The organism is Nostoc sp. (assembly GCF_036919815.1).
Classification (GTDB): Bacteria; Cyanobacteriota; Cyanobacteriia; order Cyanobacteriales; family Nostocaceae; genus Nostoc.
On sequence record NZ_JBALCE010000051.1, the window covers coordinates 34,884 to 54,066 of the forward strand.

General features: G+C 42.8%; 16 protein-coding genes. 7 read left to right on the forward strand and 9 right to left on the reverse strand.

Going from position 1 to position 19,183, the window contains the following annotated elements:
* Nucleotides 1-426: 426 nt before the first annotated feature.
* The 3 genes from V7K15_RS12835 to ctpB form a co-directional block, all read right to left on the reverse strand.
* Entirely contained in the window at nt 427-1,122 is a 696-nt protein-coding gene (locus V7K15_RS12835; RefSeq protein ID WP_334905879.1) for a response regulator transcription factor, read from the reverse strand.
* A gap of 430 nt (nt 1,123-1,552) precedes the next feature.
* Nucleotides 1,553-2,611: a glycosyltransferase gene (locus V7K15_RS12840; RefSeq protein WP_334905880.1), complete on the reverse strand. Its 1,059-nt coding sequence runs from the start codon at nt 2,609-2,611 to the stop codon at nt 1,553-1,555.
* A 168-nt stretch (nt 2,612-2,779) separates the two neighbouring features.
* Entirely contained in the window at nt 2,780-4,120 is a 1,341-nt protein-coding gene (gene ctpB, locus V7K15_RS12845) for a carboxyl-terminal processing protease CtpB (RefSeq protein WP_334905881.1), read from the reverse strand.
* Between the two features lie 312 nt (nt 4,121-4,432).
* On the opposite strand from ctpB, the gene V7K15_RS12850 reads away from it, so the two are divergent.
* The gene (locus V7K15_RS12850; protein ID WP_334905882.1) at nt 4,433-5,131 is read left to right on the forward strand and encodes a YdcF family protein; all 699 of its coding nucleotides are present in this window, start codon (nt 4,433-4,435) and stop codon (nt 5,129-5,131) included.
* Between the two features lie 31 nt (nt 5,132-5,162).
* Here the strand turns inward: V7K15_RS12850 and V7K15_RS12855 are convergent, their stop codons facing one another.
* On the reverse strand, nt 5,163-5,591 hold the full coding sequence (locus tag V7K15_RS12855; protein ID WP_292804185.1) for a hypothetical protein: 429 nt from the start codon (nt 5,589-5,591) through the stop codon (nt 5,163-5,165).
* A 346-nt stretch (nt 5,592-5,937) separates the two neighbouring features.
* Between V7K15_RS12855 and psbQ the strand changes: the two genes are divergently transcribed.
* The 4 genes from psbQ to hemJ all read left to right on the forward strand — a co-directional run bounded on the left by psbQ (nt 5,938) and on the right by hemJ (nt 9,393).
* Nucleotides 5,938-6,393: a photosystem II protein PsbQ gene (gene psbQ, locus V7K15_RS12860; RefSeq protein ID WP_334905883.1), complete on the forward strand. Its 456-nt coding sequence runs from the start codon at nt 5,938-5,940 to the stop codon at nt 6,391-6,393.
* An 81-nt stretch (nt 6,394-6,474) separates the two neighbouring features.
* Nucleotides 6,475-7,596: an NAD(P)/FAD-dependent oxidoreductase gene (locus V7K15_RS12865; protein WP_334905884.1), complete on the forward strand. Its 1,122-nt coding sequence runs from the start codon at nt 6,475-6,477 to the stop codon at nt 7,594-7,596.
* 177 nt (nt 7,597-7,773) lie between these two features.
* Nucleotides 7,774-8,625: an alpha/beta fold hydrolase gene (locus tag V7K15_RS12870; protein ID WP_334905885.1), complete on the forward strand. Its 852-nt coding sequence runs from the start codon at nt 7,774-7,776 to the stop codon at nt 8,623-8,625.
* 186 nt (nt 8,626-8,811) lie between these two features.
* Nucleotides 8,812-9,393: a protoporphyrinogen oxidase HemJ gene (hemJ, locus tag V7K15_RS12875; protein WP_334905886.1), complete on the forward strand. Its 582-nt coding sequence runs from the start codon at nt 8,812-8,814 to the stop codon at nt 9,391-9,393.
* 142 nt (nt 9,394-9,535) lie between these two features.
* Here hemJ and V7K15_RS12880 read toward each other — a convergent pair whose 3' ends face one another.
* Nucleotides 9,536-10,444, reverse strand: a complete 909-nt coding sequence (locus V7K15_RS12880; RefSeq protein WP_334905887.1) for a peptidoglycan-binding domain-containing protein — start codon at nt 10,442-10,444, stop codon at nt 9,536-9,538.
* Between the two features lie 400 nt (nt 10,445-10,844).
* Between V7K15_RS12880 and V7K15_RS12885 the strand changes: the two genes are divergently transcribed.
* Both V7K15_RS12885 and V7K15_RS12890 read left to right on the forward strand, forming a co-directional pair.
* Complete coding sequence (locus tag V7K15_RS12885) at nt 10,845-13,922, forward strand: leucine-rich repeat domain-containing protein (RefSeq protein WP_334905888.1); 3,078 nt, start codon at nt 10,845-10,847, stop codon at nt 13,920-13,922.
* A 207-nt stretch (nt 13,923-14,129) separates the two neighbouring features.
* Nucleotides 14,130-14,471: a hypothetical protein gene (locus V7K15_RS12890; RefSeq protein ID WP_334905889.1), complete on the forward strand. Its 342-nt coding sequence runs from the start codon at nt 14,130-14,132 to the stop codon at nt 14,469-14,471.
* Nucleotides 14,472-14,580: 109 nt separating this feature from the next.
* Here the strand turns inward: V7K15_RS12890 and V7K15_RS12895 are convergent, their stop codons facing one another.
* From V7K15_RS12895 to V7K15_RS12910, 4 genes are all read right to left on the reverse strand, one after another.
* Entirely contained in the window at nt 14,581-16,299 is a 1,719-nt protein-coding gene (locus tag V7K15_RS12895; protein ID WP_334905890.1) for an NAD+ synthase, read from the reverse strand.
* A gap of 133 nt (nt 16,300-16,432) precedes the next feature.
* Nucleotides 16,433-17,179: an NUDIX hydrolase gene (locus V7K15_RS12900; protein ID WP_334905891.1), complete on the reverse strand. Its 747-nt coding sequence runs from the start codon at nt 17,177-17,179 to the stop codon at nt 16,433-16,435.
* Complete coding sequence (locus V7K15_RS12905; protein WP_334905914.1) at nt 17,140-17,739, reverse strand: nicotinate-nucleotide adenylyltransferase; 600 nt, start codon at nt 17,737-17,739, stop codon at nt 17,140-17,142. Before V7K15_RS12905 ends, V7K15_RS12900 begins: the two co-directional genes overlap by 40 nt.
* Before the next feature lie 4 nt (nt 17,740-17,743).
* Complete coding sequence (locus V7K15_RS12910; RefSeq protein ID WP_334905892.1) at nt 17,744-19,153, reverse strand: nicotinate phosphoribosyltransferase; 1,410 nt, start codon at nt 19,151-19,153, stop codon at nt 17,744-17,746.
* Nucleotides 19,154-19,183 lie beyond the last annotated feature (30 nt).

Genomic DNA, 19,183 nt, shown 5'->3' on the forward strand with positions numbered 1-19,183 from the left:
AATTTAAGTAGTTAAACAATGTGAATTGGGCATCAAAATCAAATATTGATCCCATACTTGCGTTGCCATAAAAACTTAGCAGTAAGTAGAATTCATAAAATATTGTGATTTCTACTTTGTGAAAGTCTTATTTAGCAGTACAAAGTCCCAGAAACAGTTTCCGCTATTAAAAACTTTGTAGCAAAGAGTACTGGTAGAATCTGAGAGCAAATTCAGCCGGGTGCATTTTACCGAGTTTTTATCAAAACATTGCAGGAATAACAAAACCCTGTGTCTTTACAGATGGGGAAAGGGAGACAAGGGAGATAAGGGAGATAAGGGAGATAAGGGAGATAAGGGAGATAAGGGAGATAAGGGAGATAAAGAGAAAATAACCAATGCCCAATGCCCAATACTTCGACTTCGCTCAGTACAAGTGCCCAATGCCTATTTAGCAAGACCGTGTTCTAGGGCAAAACGAACTAACTCTGTACGGCTACTGGTGCCAGTTTTACTAAATAAACGGCTGACGTACTTTTCTACATTACGGACGCTGGTTTCTAAGCGACGGGCGATTTCTTTGTTCATCAACCCTTCAGCGACTAAGTTCAAAACACTTTGTTCTCTGGGAGTCAAATCAATTTTGAAAGGGGCTGGCGATTGGGAAATGGCATTTCTTTGAGTTAACAATGCCTTAATTTGGGCAATCTGATTGGCTAGTTCGGCAAGATCGGGGGTTTCAGCGTCATCTCCGGTACTTGCGGACTTAGCGGCGCGGCGGGCTAGCAAATTTTCAACTATAGCCACTAACTCGTCGGGATCGAAGGGTTTGGGTAGATAGGCGTCAACACCAGCATGATAGCCTTGGATGCGATCGCCTGTCATACCTTTGGCAGTTAAAAATACTACCGGGAGTGCTTGGAAGCGGGGGTCTTCTCGTAGTTGCTTAAGGAACTGATAGCCATCTACCTGAGGCATCATCACATCAGAAATCACTAAATCAGGTGTATTCAGCTGCATCCATTCCCAACCTTCAAGGGCGTTACTGGCGACTTGAACGCTGAAACCGCTCTCTTGCAAATAGTCTTTCACGGCTTCCCGTATCCCTGGTTCATCATCCACCAGTAACAATTGTGCTGACATTTAAAATTTCCTTGAGTTTTCCTTTTTCCAATTTAGCGAAAGTTGACAGGCATTGATCAGGAGTTAGAAGTTAAGAGTTAGGAGTTAAGTAGTCAGACAGAATTAATTACACAACGTCAATGCGAATGTAGAGAAGAGTAATAAAGCAATTCGCTTGCGGTTGCGATTGCTTTATTATGCTCGCAATGACTGTAAATATTTTCGTCTAGCTACTTAGGGATTTCCAACAAATATAGGACTTACGCACAAGAGATCCCCCAACCCCCTTAAAAAGTTGGCTCTTGAGTTTCCCCCCAATTTATCGGGGGGTTAGGGGATGAGGGCAAAACGTCTTCTCAAAGCAGATTTTTTCTTAAGTTGACACCAATGGCTTTCCAGCCTACCCCACAATAAGTAGTTGGATATTTTTTTATTTGTCAGTCCCTTATTCTTACAGCCGATCAATTATCTTGGCATTCTCTGGCAGCTTGGCATCTCGTTGCCCAGCAGCACGCGCCCTAGCTGTGAACAAACCAATGGGAGTATTTAATAAATCTACAAGGGTGACTTGACTCGCGATGCCTGCGGTGGTCACTGAGCAGTTCGACAGGCTCACTGTATCACTTTGTGGTTCGCGCAGCGTCTCGTAGAGAAGTGCGGGCTGCGTCAATGCCTTCTTAATATCCCTTGGTATTTCCTTCAATAACCAACGTACTAAGCGATAGCCGCATTCTTTGGGTGTAATCTCTCGCATCAAATCGACACCGTGCAGTTCGTGCAGATACCGATTTGAGCGCCCATAGCGCCGCCATTGACTTTGCAGTTCTTGAAGTGTAGCACGGTGGCGGTGCTGAACGATCGCATTCGCACTAAATTCCAAACGCCCGATGTTTTCTCCCAAAATCCGCCAGCAAATATCTGCATCGCCACCAGTGGTAAGATAAGGACGAAATAAACCCGCTTTTTCTAAGGCAATGCGTCGAATCGCTAAATTAGCCGTTTGACCATAGGGACGAAAGGAATGGTCAAGGGTATGCTTTTGTGACAAAGTTTCTTGACGGTCTGCATATTGTTCTAACAGAGTTGTGCCTGGTAGTGCCAAAATTTCACCAGCGACAATTGCCACTTCTTTCTTGACAAAAGGCGGAATTAATGAATTTAACCATTGTGGTTGCGGACGACAATCTGCATCGGTAAAAACTATAATTTCACCGCTAGCGGCGCGAATCCCAGTATTACGAGCAGCGTATGAGCTTTGAATTTGGTTTTGGCTCAACGGGTAAATTGTAATTGGGCAATTTTCAGCAGATGTTTTCAGAATGGTAAGGGTGCGATCGCTACTATTATTGTCCACCAATAAGTACTCTACCCGGTCTTTTGGGTAGGTTTGAGACAACAGACAATTGAGCAAATCTGGTAAATCCGCCTCACCGTTATAAATAGGAACAACCACCGACACCATTGGTAAAAAGCTGGTGGCGGTGGTTGCATCAACTGGCTGATGATTCATAAATCTGAGATTTTGGAGATGGGATTACTAGCTAGTATTCCCAAACCAAAATCCTAGAACGACAATATCAAGCAGTTTTTATAACTCCAAAAATCTTGATTTGGGAATATATTAACAGTGCTGAATAGGAAGATTCATCGGTACTACTTCTTACTCAGCCCTCCTAAATTACAATTTCAAGTCACCGGCGCGGCTCATGGGTTGAGTCGGTTGATTTGCCGGCGGCTGGGCAAAGTTCTTATTTGATAGAATTGCGATCGCACGGGCATATTGTGGATCACTCTTGGTTCCGATTAAATCTGGATTAGAAGCCAACTGACGCTCTTGTGTCTCTGTCAAGTCTAGCTTAATATCTGGGGTGATCCCTTTATGGTTAATATCCGTTCCCGCAGGAGTGTAGTAATGGGCAATGGTGACAGCCAAGCCGGAACCATCTGCGAGTTCATGAACTGACTGGACTAATGCCTTACCAAAGGTTTGACCACCTACGACTACCGCCCGCTTATTATCCTTGAGTGCCCCTGTGAGGATTTCGCTAGCACTAGCTGAATTCCCATCTACTAAGACCGCCAAAGGACGATTTGTCAGCGCAGTGCGATTGGCTTTAGTTACCTCACTGCTGCCCACACGGTCTACTGTCTTGACAATGCCCCCATTATCATACCACATCCGCGCAATTTCAATGCTAGCCTGCAACAAACCGCCAGGATTTCCCCGCAAATCCAACACATAAGAATCAACTTTCTTAGTGTTCAAATCGCGGATGGCTCGTTGCATTTGGTCTGCGGCGTGGGCGCTAAATTCCCGCAAACGGATATAGCCAACGCGGCGATTCCCTTCTTGTCTGAGGGTATAACGTACCGTTGGCACCTCAATATTTGCCCTCGTTAGTTTGACATCAAAGGCATTTTGCCGCGTCCGTCCCAGGCGTAGCTTGATGGGAGTACCCGCTTTGCCACGAATTAGCTTGGAGGCATCATCCACTTTCATTTTGAGAGTGGGTTTGCCGTCAATTGCCAAAATTTCATCGCCTGCTTTGATCCCAGCTTTCAGTGCGGGAGAATTTTCTATGGCTTCGACAACAGTGAGCCGTTGAGTTTTTTGGTTCACTTCCATCCGAATCCCAATGCCAGAGACTTCCCCAGATGTTTGGCTAGTCAGGGCTTCAAACTGTTTGGGGTCCATGAACCGAGTGTAAGGATCTCCCAACTTTTGTAAAGCTTCGCGGATGGCAGTATAAGCTTCTTCACGAGAAGAATAGTCTTTGCTCAACAGGCTTTGTCTGGTTGCTTGCCAATCTTGTTGATTAAATTTAGCATCAACATATTCGTGATTCACCACTTGCCAGACTTGATCAACTATTGCTTTCGGGCTGTCTTGTAGGGCTAGAGCGGCACGGACATCACGAGTCCAGGCGGGGCCGAACACAGACATCGTAGCAGTAGTGGCGATCGCTCCACCAATCAAGGCTACTTGAAGCGGCGAGTAACTTTTGGCAGATTGGTTCATGTATTATATCAGTTGCAATAATTGTGTTGTTGACAGTTTAACAATCAGGCTTTCCAGAAAAATTTAAGTTTTTATACCCCAAACTCAGCTATGCTACCTTCATCATTTTTATCGTTCAATGATGCCGAAGATACTCCATTATTAACAACCATTTCTCAGTTTGTTAGCCTTCTTCGCAAGGCTGTACTCACTATGTGACACTTTGATCGGCGTCATGTTTGCACTTCTTCATTGCTTTTATAAGATAGCACTTTGTTCACTCAATTGCAGCACTGTTAGACAGCTATTAAATCAGGTTTTCTTACCTAAGTCATGAAACGCAAATTTACCATCAAATCATTAATCTCTATTAAAAGAAAATTTGCTAATCTGTGGCAATTGTTACAAAAACTAACTATTGGATTGTGCTTTGTCCTGGGCGCTTGGCTGATTTTTACCACTATAACCTTAGTTTTTGCTTCTTCGCAGCCAGTAGATGCTTTCTTTGTGCTTGGTGGCAGTATTAATCGAGAAATTTATGTTGCTCAACAAGCAAAACAATATCCGCAAACCCCAATTTTAATTTCTCATGGTTCCCCAGACCCCTGTATATGGTTAATTTTTCAGCCGGAATTAGCAGAGTTAGAAAACGTTTGGTTGGAAAAGTGCGCGAATTCTACCTTTGAAAATTTCTATTATGGTATCCCGATTCTCCGGCGTTGGGGAGTGCATAAAGTCATGTTGATTACCTCGCCAAGTCACTTACCCAGAGCCAAATGGATGGCACAGATTCTTTTGGGCGCTCATGGTATTTGGGTAGAGTCAGAGATTGTTCAGGAGTTGGGTGTTCCTGGTAATCGTGAATCTTGGCCTAAAACTGGATTAGATTTAACACGCAGCCTATTTTGGGCGATTTTAAGTCAAATTATTCAACCGCAATGCTCAAATGTAACAAGACTTACGCAAGTAGATATGCAAGCTTGGGAGCATCAAGGTTTTCATTGTGAACACCAAGGGGGGTTGGGGAGATAACAACAGACTACTAGGCAAAAGTCAGTTGACTTTAATCAGTTGGTTTATTAAAAACCTCTAAAATCTGTCGGCAAATCTGTTTGAGCTTATCCCCAATTTCACCAGAAGGCGAAGATGCGCCGACAATACTCCAGTTTTCTACCGTAGAAAGTCGCCAAGCTTCGCCGCGATGATCAAATCCAGCTACCTCCACGCCGATCGCCCGCCGGGAATTATTGATGGGATCTTGATAAAATCGGATTTGAATTAAAATACTGCGACTTCGCCAAGATTTGCTGATACCAGGAAAGTGAAAGCCAATATCTATAGAATCTGGATCGACTAACTCCCTGGTTTCTGGGTCATTCTTCCAGGGTTTGAGATCAGATTTGGCATCAGGAAACTCGAATTTGAACAAATTAACCACCGTAGCAATGTTGCTGGCGAGTTCAAGGTTCGTTGCCTGTTCAGCTGCGTTCACTAAAAAACACTCCTATATTGCGTCGGCATCTTCGGGGATGTGAAGACAGAAAAACCGCCAGAAGGCTTATATTATTGGTGCTTCAGCTTATCAAAGACCTTTGAGATTTAGCAACTCTAAATCATATTTCCCTAACAATCCTGGTAACTAACAGATGCCAAAAATCGCTTCTTGTTTGGGACTGGCTAACACCTATTAAGTAATTATACTTAAAAATTCTTCAAAAGCAGATGAAATTCTGCCCTTTATAAAAAATATCAAGATTTTCTGCAAAATCCTTGGCTGACAAGAAGGATAAATTGCGCTAGCGATCTAAAATGACACTGGTAATCGGCAAACAAAATGTATGGTGCGTCAACGCTCAGTTTTTTCATTTTTTCTAGTATTATTGGCGACATTTCTCTTTAGTTGTGGCGGTCCTGGTGTCGCGGTGGCACCTCCGACTTACACAGCAGCACAACTTGAAAGAATTCAGGCATACGTTCCTGAAATTCAGGCTGTGCGCGATCGCTCCCAAGAGTTGAAAACCCTAATCCAAAGAGGTGATTGGATTAATGTGCGTAACTTTATACATGGTCCGATAACAGAAGCAAGGCTGAATCTGACTTATGTCACTCCCAACCTTCTACCTAAAGACCAACCCACAGCACGTCAAATAACGCGAGATTTCTTTGACCACTTAGTTAAACTTGATAAAGCTACTAGTGCTAGCAATCCTCAAATTGCCTTGACTAACTCCCAGGCTGCTTTCGCAGACGTTGACAAATTCCTCCAGCTGCTTCCTAAAGCAGATGAGGGTTAGGAGTTAAGAGTTAAGAGTTAAGAGTTAGGAGTTAGGAATTTTCAACTTCTAACTTCTAACTTCTAACTTTAAGCACAAGTCATGAATGTAGTTATTATCGGTTGTGGTGTAGTTGGGGCTGCGATCGCCTATGAACTAAGTCTAGTTAAAGGACTAAAAATCACAGTTTTTGACCGACAACCACCTGCACAAGCTGCCACGGGCGCTGCACTTGGCGTTTTGATGGGCGCAATCAGCCAAAAAATCAAGGGTAAAGCTTGGCAGATGCGACAAACTAGCATCCAACGCTATGAAACCTTAATTCCTGAACTAGAAACTTTAACTGGTCGCAAAATCCCTTTTAATCGTCAGGGAATTCTCATGCTTTTATCTGATTTCTCGCCTTCCCTAGAGGGGATATCAGCATGGGAGAAACTGGTAGAAATTCGCCACTCTCAAGGCTGGCATTTAGAAATTTGGGACACGGCTAAACTTCAGAATATCTGTCCTCAAATTAATCACGAAAAAATTACTGGCGCTGTCTATTCTCCCCAAGATCGTCAACTTGATCCAACTGCCCTCACATTAGCTTTAGTTGAGGCCGCCCAGCAAAATGGTGTGACTTTCAAATTTGGTGTCGCTGTTTTGGATACCCCAACCTCAACACCTGAATCTTCCGCCCAATTTTGTAATCAACTTGAGACTACAGAAGGAAAAATAGCCGCAGATTGGTTTGTAATCGCCGCCGGACTTGGTTCAACACCACTGACGGCAAAATTCAATCAGATGGTTGATATTCGCCCCGTACTTGGGCAAGCGTTGCAATTACGTGTGGGACATCCATTAGGCAATCCCGACTTTCAGCCAGCGATAACGGGTAAGGATGTCCATATTGTTCCTGTGGGCGGTGGAGATTATTGGGTGGGTGCGACAGTGGAATTTCCCAGCAATGGAAATGAAATACCGCCAAATCAAGAACTGCTGGAATCTGTTAGAGAACAAGCGATCGCATTTTGCCCAGAGTTAGCCACAGCAACGATTCTCCGCACTTGGTCGGGGTTACGTCCCCGTCCCGAAGGACGCCCAGCCCCAGTTATTGGTAAGTTGCCAGGGTTTACTAACGTCCTCTTGGCTACTGGACACTATCGCAACGGCGTTTTACTAGCACCCGCTACAGCTTATGCAATTCGTGAGATGATTATTTCTCAGGGACTGGGGGGATGAGGAAGTAAGAATTTTAGATTTTAGACTTTCCTGCGGAACGCTACACGTAGCTTGCTTCCCCGGAGGGGTACGGCGTGAGCGCTCAGTCGAACGCTTTTGGATTAAAGAATTGAAATTTAATCCAAAATCTAAAATCCAAAATTGAATTGCCTCATGCTCAATCTATAGGAAAATAGCGTGTCAATAACAGAACATAAAATTAATGTAGATTCACTGGAATGGTTTTATCGGGAATCTTTACCAATCGGCAGAACTGACTTAGCACCTGTGTTGTTGCTACACGGCTTAGTTTCACAAAGTTATAGTTGGCGTAATATTATACCGGCTTTGGCGAATCAGGGTACAAGAGCGATCGCTCCTGATTGGATTGGTTATGGCTTTTCTGCAAAACCAGAAAAACGAGATTTTGCTTATACTCCCGATGCTTTTATTACAGCTTTAGAAGGATTTATTAAAGCGTTAGAACTTGAACATTTTTCTCTAGTTGTACAAGGGTTTTTAGGTTCTGTGGGATTACAATATGCCTTGCGTCATCCAGAACAAATTGCTAATTTAGCTATCTTAAATACACCAATTTCAACTGCTGCCAAATTACCCTGGAAAATTAAACAAATGGGTTTACCTTTGGTAGGTGAAGTAATGACACAAGATCCCCTGTTAGTTGACCGAACGCTAGAAGGTGGTAGCCGTTATCGCATCGGAGATAAAGATTTAGATATTTATCGAAAACCATTTTTGAAAACTTCTGCATCTGGTCGAAGTCTCTTAGCAAGTATTCGCAATTTACAGCTTGATTCAGCAATGACAGAAATCCAATCTGGCTTTAAAGAATGGCAACAGCCAATTCTGATTCAATGGGGTATGATTGACCCTTGGCTACCTGTAGAAATTGCCCAAAATTTTGCAAATTCCGTACCCAATACCGAATTAATAAAACTTAATAACGTCGGACATTATCCTCAAGAACACTACCACGAAGCGATTTTAGAAGACCTTTTACCCTTTGTGCGTCGTAAAGATGTTCATTGATAATCTACCTCTGGCAAAAATCGATATTATAAAAATGAATTCACGATTAACACAGATATTTATCTGTGTTAAAAAATAAATTCGGGATTTTTGCTAGATTTATAAATGTTATCCCCACCTGCATTTGTGAACTTTTTATTACCACTAAAAATGTCTCACAACCACAAGTAAAGGAGATTAGGATTCATGGCTTATTCATGGTTTAAAGCATTTCATATTGTCGGATTTGTAGTTTGGTTCGCTGGTTTATTCTACTTAGTACGTCTTTTTATCTATCACGTTGAAGCTAACCTTGAACCTGAACCAGCGCGAACGATACTGAAAAATCAGTATCAAATTATGGAAAAGCGCCTCTACTATATCATCACTAATCCAGGAATGTTTGTGACGATCGCAATGGCTATCGGTTTATTAAGCACTGAACCGGATATTTTAAAAGAGGGTTGGTTGCATATCAAACTGCTGTTTGTTGCTATTCTAATTGGTTATCATCATTACTGCGCTCGGTTAATGAAGAAATTAGCAGTAGATGAATGTGGCTGGAATAGTCAGCAATTACGCGCTTTAAATGAAGCACCCACAGTTATGTTAGTAGCGATCGTGTTGCTAGCTGTGTTTAAGAATAATCTACCTACGGATATCGCTGTCTGGGGTATTTTTGCGATGATTATTTTCATGGCAGTAACTATTCAACTTTACGCCAAAAAACGCAGGCAAGATAAAGAGAAGCTGACGGCAGAGATAGGGCAGCCACAAGAACAAAGTTAGATTAACACAAAGTAGGGTAGCAGATATGTGCTACTCTACTAAACATCGCATCATAACAACAACCGCTACCAATTGCCTATTACCGAAACAGTGCTGAGTGTGAAGATTCATAAGTACTACTTCTTACTCACCACTTCTGAACTTATCTTGGAAACGTTTTGAGTAAATCATCCCCAGGAATCACGCTAGTATAGAAAACATATTTGCGATTAGCGACATAACGGCGGTCTTGTTTAATAATCGCCATAAACTCTCTATGTCCGTCACGAGTACGTCCGACTAAACAGCCCGCACTGGCAAGGCGAATATCATTCCGGGGAAAATCAAAGCCGTAATGTTGATTCACATAAAAATTATCACCTGTATCAAGTTTGTCGCCAGTCCGTTTAAAATCTTTGTTGAAATCTCTACAAACAGTTATATCCCCAACTTGCACTAATGCTTCATGAGGCTCTGCTGTGCCGTGGATGCCAACAGCCCAAGCTTTGTATTGTCCAAACTGAATTCTGGCTGCTCCTTTAGGATTCATCGAATTATAAGTGTAGTATTTCCCTGGTTCTGTAGTAGCTTCCCAGTCTTCTACAATTTTAGGAACGCCATTTACTACTTCAATCACAATCCGGCGATCGTTAAATTCATTCGGTGCATCATTGTTGAGAGTCCAGTCTGCATTTATACCCTCTACATAAACAATATTGTATTCTTTTTGATTGGTGAATACCTGATAATTTTTAGATTGCAAGTATTTCACAATCCTACTGGCAATGTCATTACCAAGTTTTAAGGGGGGTTTAGGAAGATCATCTGGTTTGGTTTCAATCAGTTTCTTGGCTGTGATTGCTCCTAAAAAGTCAGTCTCTCCAGTCTTTGCTAATTCTTGAAATTTTTTGAGAGATATCACAGAAACAGGGCCAAATTTCCCATCGGCTGGAGGTTCTAGCAAATCTAAGTTGATTAACAATATCTGAATCTGACGAGCCAAGTCTGCGTCATCAGCGATCGCATCAAATCCCCATTTTTCCTCTTTTACCAAGAAATCTTGTAGTTTCATTATGCACCTACCTTCATTTACTTACTTCTAAGTATAAACATCATTTAAAAAATTGATGTTGTCTGAAACTATACTATTGCCTGAAATATGATGTCACAATTTTTACTATTAATTTATGATTCAGCACACAAAAATTCACAGATATTATACTGAATAAAAAACTATTTATTGGCAATATATATTAAATTTTTTTCCGTAATATGGTTTGAGTTCAGAGGTTGAATGGTGAACGATTTTGTAGGGGCGCAGGAGTCTGCGATGATGTCTAAGGGCGGGCTAGGCAAACGCACATTGCCTCAATCCAATCCTTAATACAGGCTAAATTATTAATTAGCTCAATTTCTCTGCTGCGCGTCCAAGCAGCAAATCTTTGTCAGGCATCGCCTCTGTAAAACCCGAAATGACTAACGAAGAACTGCTGGAAATTATTGAACAAGCTGCTAGAGACAAGGCGGCAACATTAGTCCTTTATGCCGAAGGCTTAACAACCCTGCCAGCAGAGATTGGTCAACTCATAAACCTCAATACGCTTTACCTCTACTCGAGTCAACTAACGATACTGCCAGCAGAGATTGGTCAACTCTCCAACCTCAGTAAGCTTTACCTCAGCAACAATCAACTGACGACGCTGCCAGCAGAGATTGGTGAGTTGACCAATCTCAACGTGCTTTATCTTGGCAGCAATAAATTAACGACGCTGCCAGGGGAGATTGGTAAACTCTCCAACCTCAGTAAGCTTGACCTCAGCTATAATCAACTGACGATGCTGCCAGTGGAGATTGGTCAACTCTCTAACCTCGACTGGCTTGTAATATCGGACAATCAACTAACGACACTGCCAATAGAGATTGGTCAACTCTCCAATCTCAGCAACCTTAACCTCAACAACAATCAACTGACGACCCTGCCAGCAGAAATTGGTCAACTCTCCAACCTCAGAGAGGTTCACCTCCACTCAAATCAACTTACGACGTTGCCAGCAGAGATTGGTCAACTCTCCAATCTCATCTACCTTGACCTCAGTAATAATCAACTGACGACCCTGCTAGTGGAGATTGGTCAACTCTCTAACCTCGACTGGCTTTTAATATCGGACAATCAACTAACGACATTGCCAATAGAGATTGGTCAACTCTCCAATCTCAGCAACCTTAACCTCAACAACAATCAACTGACGACCCTGCCAGCAGAAATTGGTCAACTCTCCAACCTCAGAGAGGTTCACCTCCACTCAAATCAACTTACGACGTTGCCAGCAGAGATTGGTCAACTCTCCAATCTCATCTACCTTGACCTCAGTAATAATCAACTGACGACGCTACCAACAGAAATTGGTCAACTCATCAAACTCAGTGCGCTTTACCTCAGTAATAATCAACTGATGATACTGCTAGCAGAAATTGGTCAACTCATCAAACTCAGTGCGCTTGACCTCAGTAACAATCAACTGACAACACTGCCAGCAGAAATTGGTCAACTCTCCAATCTCAACTGGCTTCACCTCAGCAACAATCAACTGACGACACTCCTAGCAGAGATTAGTCAACTCACTAACATCAGTGAGCTTGATCTCAACAACAATCCACTGACGATGCTACCAGCAGAAATTGGTCAACTTACTAAATTAGAAGAACTCAAGCTCAGTTATAGTAGACTAGAAACTTTGCCTGTAGAAATATGGAAACTCACCAACTTGACTCTACTTGACCTACGTGATGGACGAATAAAAATACTGCCTGATGGAATTGAGCAGCTTTTTGAACTGAGCAGGTTAAACCTTCGCAACAACCTTCTAGACACAGTACCTAAGGAAATCTGGAAACTCACCAAGCTTAAAAGATTAGACCTAAGAGGCAACAAACTTCCTATTCCACCTGAAATTTTAGGAGTGGCGGATCTTCGGAGAAATCCTGGCGATCCATCTACGATTCTCAATTATTTTTTCCAACTTCAGAAAGAAGAAAAAAAACCTCTCAATGAAGCCAAAATGCTACTAGTTGGTCAGGGTAGTGTTGGTAAAACCTCTCTTGTTAAACGGCTAATCGATAACTGCTACAATCCCCACGAAGGCAAGAGGGAAGGCATCAATATTAGAAACTGGCAGATTCCTGTCAACGATCAGTTAATCCGGCTCAACGTGTGGGACTTTGGTGGACAAGAAATCATGCACGCCACCCACCAGTTCTTTCTGACTAAACGCAGCCTTTATTTGCTAGTGCTTGATTCTCGCTTAGATGAACTGCAAAACAAACTAGAATACTGGCTGAAGATTATCCAGAGTTTTAGCAACGATTCCCCTATTTTGATCGTTGGCAACAAAATTGACCAACATCCCCTCGACATCGATCAGCGCGGTTTGTGCCAGAAATACTCCGCTATTAAAGGCATCATGCCTATATCCTGTCAGACTGGGGAAGGTCTAGAGCAATTGCACTCAGCTATTACTAACCAAATTGCCAACTTAGATCACATCCACGATCCATTATCCCAAAGCTGGTTCCAGGTCAAAACCCGCTTGGAACAAATGGAACAAGACTATATCCCCTATAGTGAATACGAAAGCCTATCCCATGAGGAGCAGGTTAGTGATCCATTAAGTCAAACTACACTGATTGAACTTTTGCATCAACTTGGTATTGTTCTAAATTTCAGGGATGATCCGCGTTTGGCAGAAATGGGAGTTTTAAATCCAGAATGGGTCACAAATGGAGTTTACAAGATTCTCAACGATAATCGGCTGATGACTGAATTTCGGGGTATTCTTGATCGCACTCAACTTAACCGGATTCTGGATAACTCCCGCTATCCTGGCAATAAGCCATTATTCATTGTGGATATGATGCGGAAGTTTGAACTCTGCTTTCCACTAGAAGATGGCAACGGCGATCGCTTCCTGATCCCTGACTTATTGCCTAAAGAAGAACCCGCCACAGGGGATTGGGAAAGTGGTTTGGCATTCCAGTATCATTACAGCGTCCTCCCCAACAGTATCATCTCTCGCTTTATTGTACGGATGCACCACCACAGCGATCGCCAGACTTGGTGGCGTAGTGGCATCGTTCTCAAACATCGTGGTAATCGGGCACTTGTCAAAAGCGATCAGGAAGACCGCAAAATCTTCATCATGATCAGCGGCTCATCCTCCACTCGACGAGAATTGCTAGCAATGATCCGTTCTCAGTTTTATGCCATCCACCAAACTATTAAAGGGTTACTACCAGAAGAAAAAGTACCGATTCCGGGACACCCCAATATTGTTGTGGACTACGAAAACCTGCTCGTTTATGAAGAGAAGAACTTACCTATCATTCCTCCAGGTTTGATAGAACCATTCAATGCTCAACAACTGCTTGACGGCATCGAACTCAAAAAAGAACGACAGGAACGACAACGTGAACAGGATCAAGAAGAAAATTGCGTGGTAAATCGTTTACCTACACCAGAATTCGAGAAGGAAATTTTTCTCTCTTATGCTTAGGGTGGAGAAAGTGAGCAATTTGTCAATCAACTGGATGAGATTTTGCAGGCAAAAGGAATCAAAATCATCCGCGATAAACGCGATTTGGGCTACAAAAGACTAATTAAAGCCTTCATGGAACGGATTGGACGCGGTAAATGTGCGTTAGCGTAGCTCGTCGTAGACATCGCAGTTATTAGTGACAAGTATTTAAAATTTCCCAATTGTATGTTTGAGCTAGTGCAAATTGCTAAAAACGGAGAATTTTATGATCGAATTTTCCCTATTGTGTTAGCAGATGCAAAAATATATGATCCTGTTGATCGTGCAGATTATGTAATCCATTGGGAAGCAGAAATTCAAAAACTAGAAACAAAAATCAAACTATTGTCTTCTTCTGCAAACGTGCCAAGCTTAACAAGGTCAATCAACGAATATACAGAAATTAGAGCCACCATTGATGAACTGGCGGATATCCTTCAAAATATGAACACGCTTACCCCTGAGATCCACAGTGAATCAGACTTTGAGCCATTGCTGAATGCGATCGCACACCGTTTAGATGAGTAAAATTAAATTATTGGTGAGGTTGACAGGTAGAAACATCGCCTTTTGAGGTCAAGCGATGTCTCTACGCCTACACACTTTTTACTTGATTTGCGGATGGGCATCTTGTCCATCACAACAAACTAAGGTTAGGCGTAGCTATACTTTTAGTCTGGTAAGCATTTTTGACACCAACCCAATTACTAGCAATTGGCATTCGCCAACCAGTTCCAAAAGCGCGATCGGTGATTTTTAAACCGGGGGGTGCTTGTCGCCGTTTAAATTCAGCCCGCGCCACCATTTGGATTACTCGGTCTACAATTACCGGATCGTGACCTGCTGCAACAATTTGCGTTGCTGATTGATGATTATTAATCAGGCGTTGCAAAATATCGTCCAAAATTTCGTAAGGCGGTAGAGAGTCTTGATCAACTTGACCTGGTTTGAGTTCGGCGCTGGGTGGTTTAGTTAGGACGTTTTGCGGGATGATTTCATTATTGCGATTTAACCAGTGGCAAACTGAATAAACACGGGTTTTAGGAACATCTGCAATTACCGCTAATCCGCCATTCATATCGCCGTAGAGGGTACAGTAACCGACAGCCATTTCTGACTTGTTACCAGTAGATAAAAGGAGATAGCCAAATTTATTAGCGATCGCCATTAATAAATTACCGCGAATCCGAGATTGTATATTCTCTTCTGCCAGTCCAAACTCTGTACCTGCAAACAAATCCCCTAAAGTTTGATCAAAGCCTTGCATTAACTCCCCAATTGGTAAAAGATTAGTCTTAATCCCCAAATTTTCGGCTAATGCCTCAGCATCACTAATGGAATGCTCAGAACTGTAAGGGGAAGGCATGAGAACACCCAGGACATTTTCTTTACCAAGTGCCGCAGCTGCGATCGCAGCTACTATTGCAGAGTCAATCCCACCACTTAAACCCAACACTACTTTAGAAAAGCGACATTTACGAGCGTAATCTCGGACTCCTAAAACCAAAGCTTGCCAAATTTCTTCATCTTCCGATTCATACACAGGTGCTATAGAACCCAGATGCAAATCTCGTTGCGTCTCATCAAATTCAACTACCACTAAATCTGTGTCAAAGCCACGGGCGCGACAGATAATTTCACCTTGACGATTCAAGGCAAAACTACGCCCATCAAAAATTAGGTCATCATTTCCCCCAACCTGATTAGCATAAATAATCGGTTGTTGAAAACGCACTGCACTATACTTAAGAATGGTTTCTCGAAACTGCTGCTTGCTGAAACTGTAGGGCGAAGCAGACAAATTTACAATCAAATCTACACCGAGAATTGCTAAGTCAGCAATTGGATTCACTGTATAACTACGTTTGCCCCAAAATTCCTCATCGTTCCATAAATCTTCGCAAATAGTTACGCCAATATGAATATTATCTAGAGTGAAATAATTAGCTTGCAATCCTGGTTCAAAATAGCGACGTTCATCAAATACATCGTAAGTAGGCAAAAGTCGCTTGTGAAAAAGTTGCTTTACCTTGCCATTCTCTAACAAAGCCATGCTATTAAATAAAGTTTTACCGCCAGTAATAGACGCTTCGAGGTTCTGTTCAACAGTTCCTACGAACACAGCTAAATTTGGTGGTAAATCTTGGGCTAACTTCTCTAAAGTCATGCCCATTGCTGACACAAAACTAGGATTTAGTAATAAATCTCTTGGTGGATAGCCACACAAAGAAAGCTCTGGTGTCAACAACAAACGTACACCGCTAGATGCTGCTTGTTGTGCCGCCTCCAGGATTTTTTGGGCATTTAAAAGCAAATCACCAATTGTCGGATTAATTTGAGCGATCGCTATTTTCATTGTATTTAGTCATTAGTCATTGGTTATTGGTCACTTGTACTGAGCGTTGTCGTTGGCGCAGCCTCTCCTAGAGAAGTATTGGTCATTGGTAAATGCTCAAAATAACTTATTCTGGACTATGCGTAACAATTACTTAAATAAACACCAAAGGTTTATCTTTTAAGGGAGCAAAAGCTTCAGCGTCAAACTTATACAAACTAGCTGGACGACCGGCTCCCCGTGATACCTTAATTCCGGTATCGCATAAAAAACCTAACTTGAGTAGACGCGCCCGAAAATTAGAATAATCGGAAAAATTGTCACCTAAAACTGTGGCGTATAACTGATATAAATCATTCAAGGTGAACATTTCTGGCAAGACTTCAAAAGCCACCGGACTATACTCTAATTTATTTCGCAACCGCCTGTGTCCATAGGCCAGAATTTCATTATGGTCAAAAGCTAATTGCGGCACTTCTTTTACCGGATACCAAGCTATACCAGTCATGCGATCGGCAATCAATTCGGCTTCCTCAAATCGCACTAAAGCAAAGTAACTAACTGATAGATAACGTACATTATAACTATCGGTTGCTTCCCGTGGATCGCGATTCGGCCCGCCAAAGGTATACAGTTGTTCTAAATAGAGATTGTTGACCTTAATTTTCTCTGCCATAATGCGATAGGCGGCATCTTCTAAAGACTCTCCTGGACGCACCAAAGTACCGGGAAGACTCCAATGATTTAAAAATGGTTCTTGCTGTCGCATTACTAGTAGAACTAACAACCGATTTTGGGCAGTATCTACAGAAAAAATTACATTATCAACACCAACCTTGAAATCGGCCAAAGGTTGTTGGTTTAGCGGAGTTGGTATCTTTTTTGGGAAATGTCCTGGCATTCGTACAAATGCTCTCGATTAATATAGGCAATTACAGGGGCTGTGAGGGCTTCAGAATCTCCATGTTCGCGGTAGGCTGTTGAGGAAACATCTAGACCGGTCAGACTAGCGATCGCAATCTTCCCTCCCAACTTCTGCACTACCTCTGAACTAGACTCATCTATTGCATATCCGGGTCGCGGCACGATCAGTAGTTGCACTTCTTGTAACAAATCTTCAATGCGATACCAACGTGGTAGCTGATTGAGTAAATCTGAACCAATAATCAACGTCAATTCAGCGTCCTCACCCCAAGTAAGCTTCGCTTTTTCCACTGTTTCCAGTGTTCTGAAGCTACTCAATTCTTGTTCCAAAGCAATATTATGCCGTGGCGAATCTATATCCGCAATCAACAGTTGCAGCATTGCCGCCCGATGCTCTAAGGGTGTTTGATGGGACTTAAATGGATTATCTGCTGCCCAAACCGCTACCCAATCATAACGCTCAGACAACCAACTCAGAATTTTTTGATGTCCAGCAGTTGGTGGATCGGCACTAGTACCAAACAAAGCAATTCTCATCATCTTACTTTGCGTCCTTGGCGGTTCGTTTTTTAGTTTCTTCAGTCAATACTCGTAACTGTTCAGAAATCTCCACCTCTACAGCTACAGGATGATCCAAACGCCGTGTCTGTTCTGGCAAACTGGCAACTGAGGCGGCGGTACGCTGACGAATTGTTGCCAAAGTCTCTAACGGCTGCACCCGTTGACCCTCCTGCATTACCAATTGCAACAAAGGTTCTTCTTCCAGAGGAATTTCATCTAAAAGTCCCAACCTGTCTGCTTTTACCTTACCTCCGGTAAACGAGCGAAAAATCTGCTTGCGCCCTGGATAAGTAACCTTACCACTCGACTGTTTCATCACTGGGATGCCATCAATGTCCACGAGTTTATAAACTCCATTTACAGGCGAACCCGTAACTAATCGCGTTCCCAATCCGTAACCATCAATCTCGGCCCCAGCAGCTTTTAATCTGGCAATTTCCCACTCATCTAAGTCGCCACTAGCAAAAATTGGCACACCGGGAAGGAGCGATCGCACCTGTTTTGATAAGGTAACTAAATCTCCTGAGTCCAATCTCACTCCTGTTAATTCCATTTCCCCGGAATTTACTTTTTGGGCTAATCGCTGGGCAGCAGCAATGGTATCGTAAGTATCAATCAGCAATGGCGCACCCGGAAAATATCGATGAAATGCACTAAAAGCTTGTTCCTCAGTGCCTTCTATTGCTGACAACGCCATAACCAGGGCGTGTGCCATTGTACCACTTGGCTTTTGTCCCAGTTGTAGCGCTGCTAACACATTGGAAGTGGAATCTAGCCCACCTGCCAACGCCGCCCGCGCCGCCCACAAGGAAGCCTGGGGACTAAATGCTCGTCGTGTCCCAAATTCTAAAAGTGTTGCTTTCTCCCCCGCTACATCCCGCAACCGTGCTGCTTTTGTGGCAATCAAAGTTTGGTAATTAATCGTATTTAGCAGGTAAGTTTCCACTAGTTGCGCTTGCCAAAGAGGTGCTTCCACCCGCAACAGTGGTTGATTGGCAAAGACGGCTGTCCCCTCGGGTACTGCCCAAACATCACCTGTAAACTTTCCCTGGGCTAAAAGTGACCAAAAGCGATCGCTTGCTTGAGCAAAAATTCCCGTTGCCTGTAATGCCGCAATTTGCGAAGGATTAAAGCGAAATTTGGCTAAATATTCCAATGCCTGCGTCAGCCCCATTGCAATTAAATAACCAAAACCCTCTGGTAATCGCCTCACAGACAACTCAAAGCTTGCCCGTCTTTGTTCTATACCTTCGCCTGTGTAACAAGCTGCCATCGTCAACTGATAAAGATCCGTCAGTAAGCTGTAATCATCTCCAGAGAGGTTTAGTTCCTGGTTTTGCTGGCTTTGCTGTTTATGTACATAATCCAAATCTGGCAAAAGAGTTGTCATTCAAGAGCTACCTTACAAGATGCCTCTGCT

Coding starts and splice junctions, on each gene's coding strand:
- V7K15_RS12885 (WP_334905888.1), top strand. CDS start 10,845: ATGACTAACGAAGAACTGCTGGAAATTATTGAACAAGCTGCTAGAGAC.
- V7K15_RS12850 (WP_334905882.1), top strand. CDS start 4,433: ATGAAACGCAAATTTACCATCAAATCATTAATCTCTATTAAAAGAAAA.
- V7K15_RS12895 (WP_334905890.1), bottom strand. CDS start 16,299: ATGAAAATAGCGATCGCTCAAATTAATCCGACAATTGGTGATTTGCTT.
- hemJ (WP_334905886.1), top strand. CDS start 8,812: ATGGCTTATTCATGGTTTAAAGCATTTCATATTGTCGGATTTGTAGTT.
- V7K15_RS12840 (WP_334905880.1), bottom strand. CDS start 2,611: ATGAATCATCAGCCAGTTGATGCAACCACCGCCACCAGCTTTTTACCA.
- V7K15_RS12890 (WP_334905889.1), top strand. CDS start 14,130: ATGTTTGAGCTAGTGCAAATTGCTAAAAACGGAGAATTTTATGATCGA.
- psbQ (WP_334905883.1), top strand. CDS start 5,938: ATGGTGCGTCAACGCTCAGTTTTTTCATTTTTTCTAGTATTATTGGCG.
- V7K15_RS12880 (WP_334905887.1), bottom strand. CDS start 10,444: ATGAAACTACAAGATTTCTTGGTAAAAGAGGAAAAATGGGGATTTGAT.
- ctpB (WP_334905881.1), bottom strand. CDS start 4,120: ATGAACCAATCTGCCAAAAGTTACTCGCCGCTTCAAGTAGCCTTGATT.
- V7K15_RS12900 (WP_334905891.1), bottom strand. CDS start 17,179: ATGCCAGGACATTTCCCAAAAAAGATACCAACTCCGCTAAACCAACAA.
- V7K15_RS12905 (WP_334905914.1), bottom strand. CDS start 17,739: ATGAGAATTGCTTTGTTTGGTACTAGTGCCGATCCACCAACTGCTGGA.
- V7K15_RS12910 (WP_334905892.1), bottom strand. CDS start 19,153: ATGACAACTCTTTTGCCAGATTTGGATTATGTACATAAACAGCAAAGC.
- V7K15_RS12865 (WP_334905884.1), top strand. CDS start 6,475: ATGAATGTAGTTATTATCGGTTGTGGTGTAGTTGGGGCTGCGATCGCC.
- V7K15_RS12835 (WP_334905879.1), bottom strand. CDS start 1,122: ATGTCAGCACAATTGTTACTGGTGGATGATGAACCAGGGATACGGGAA.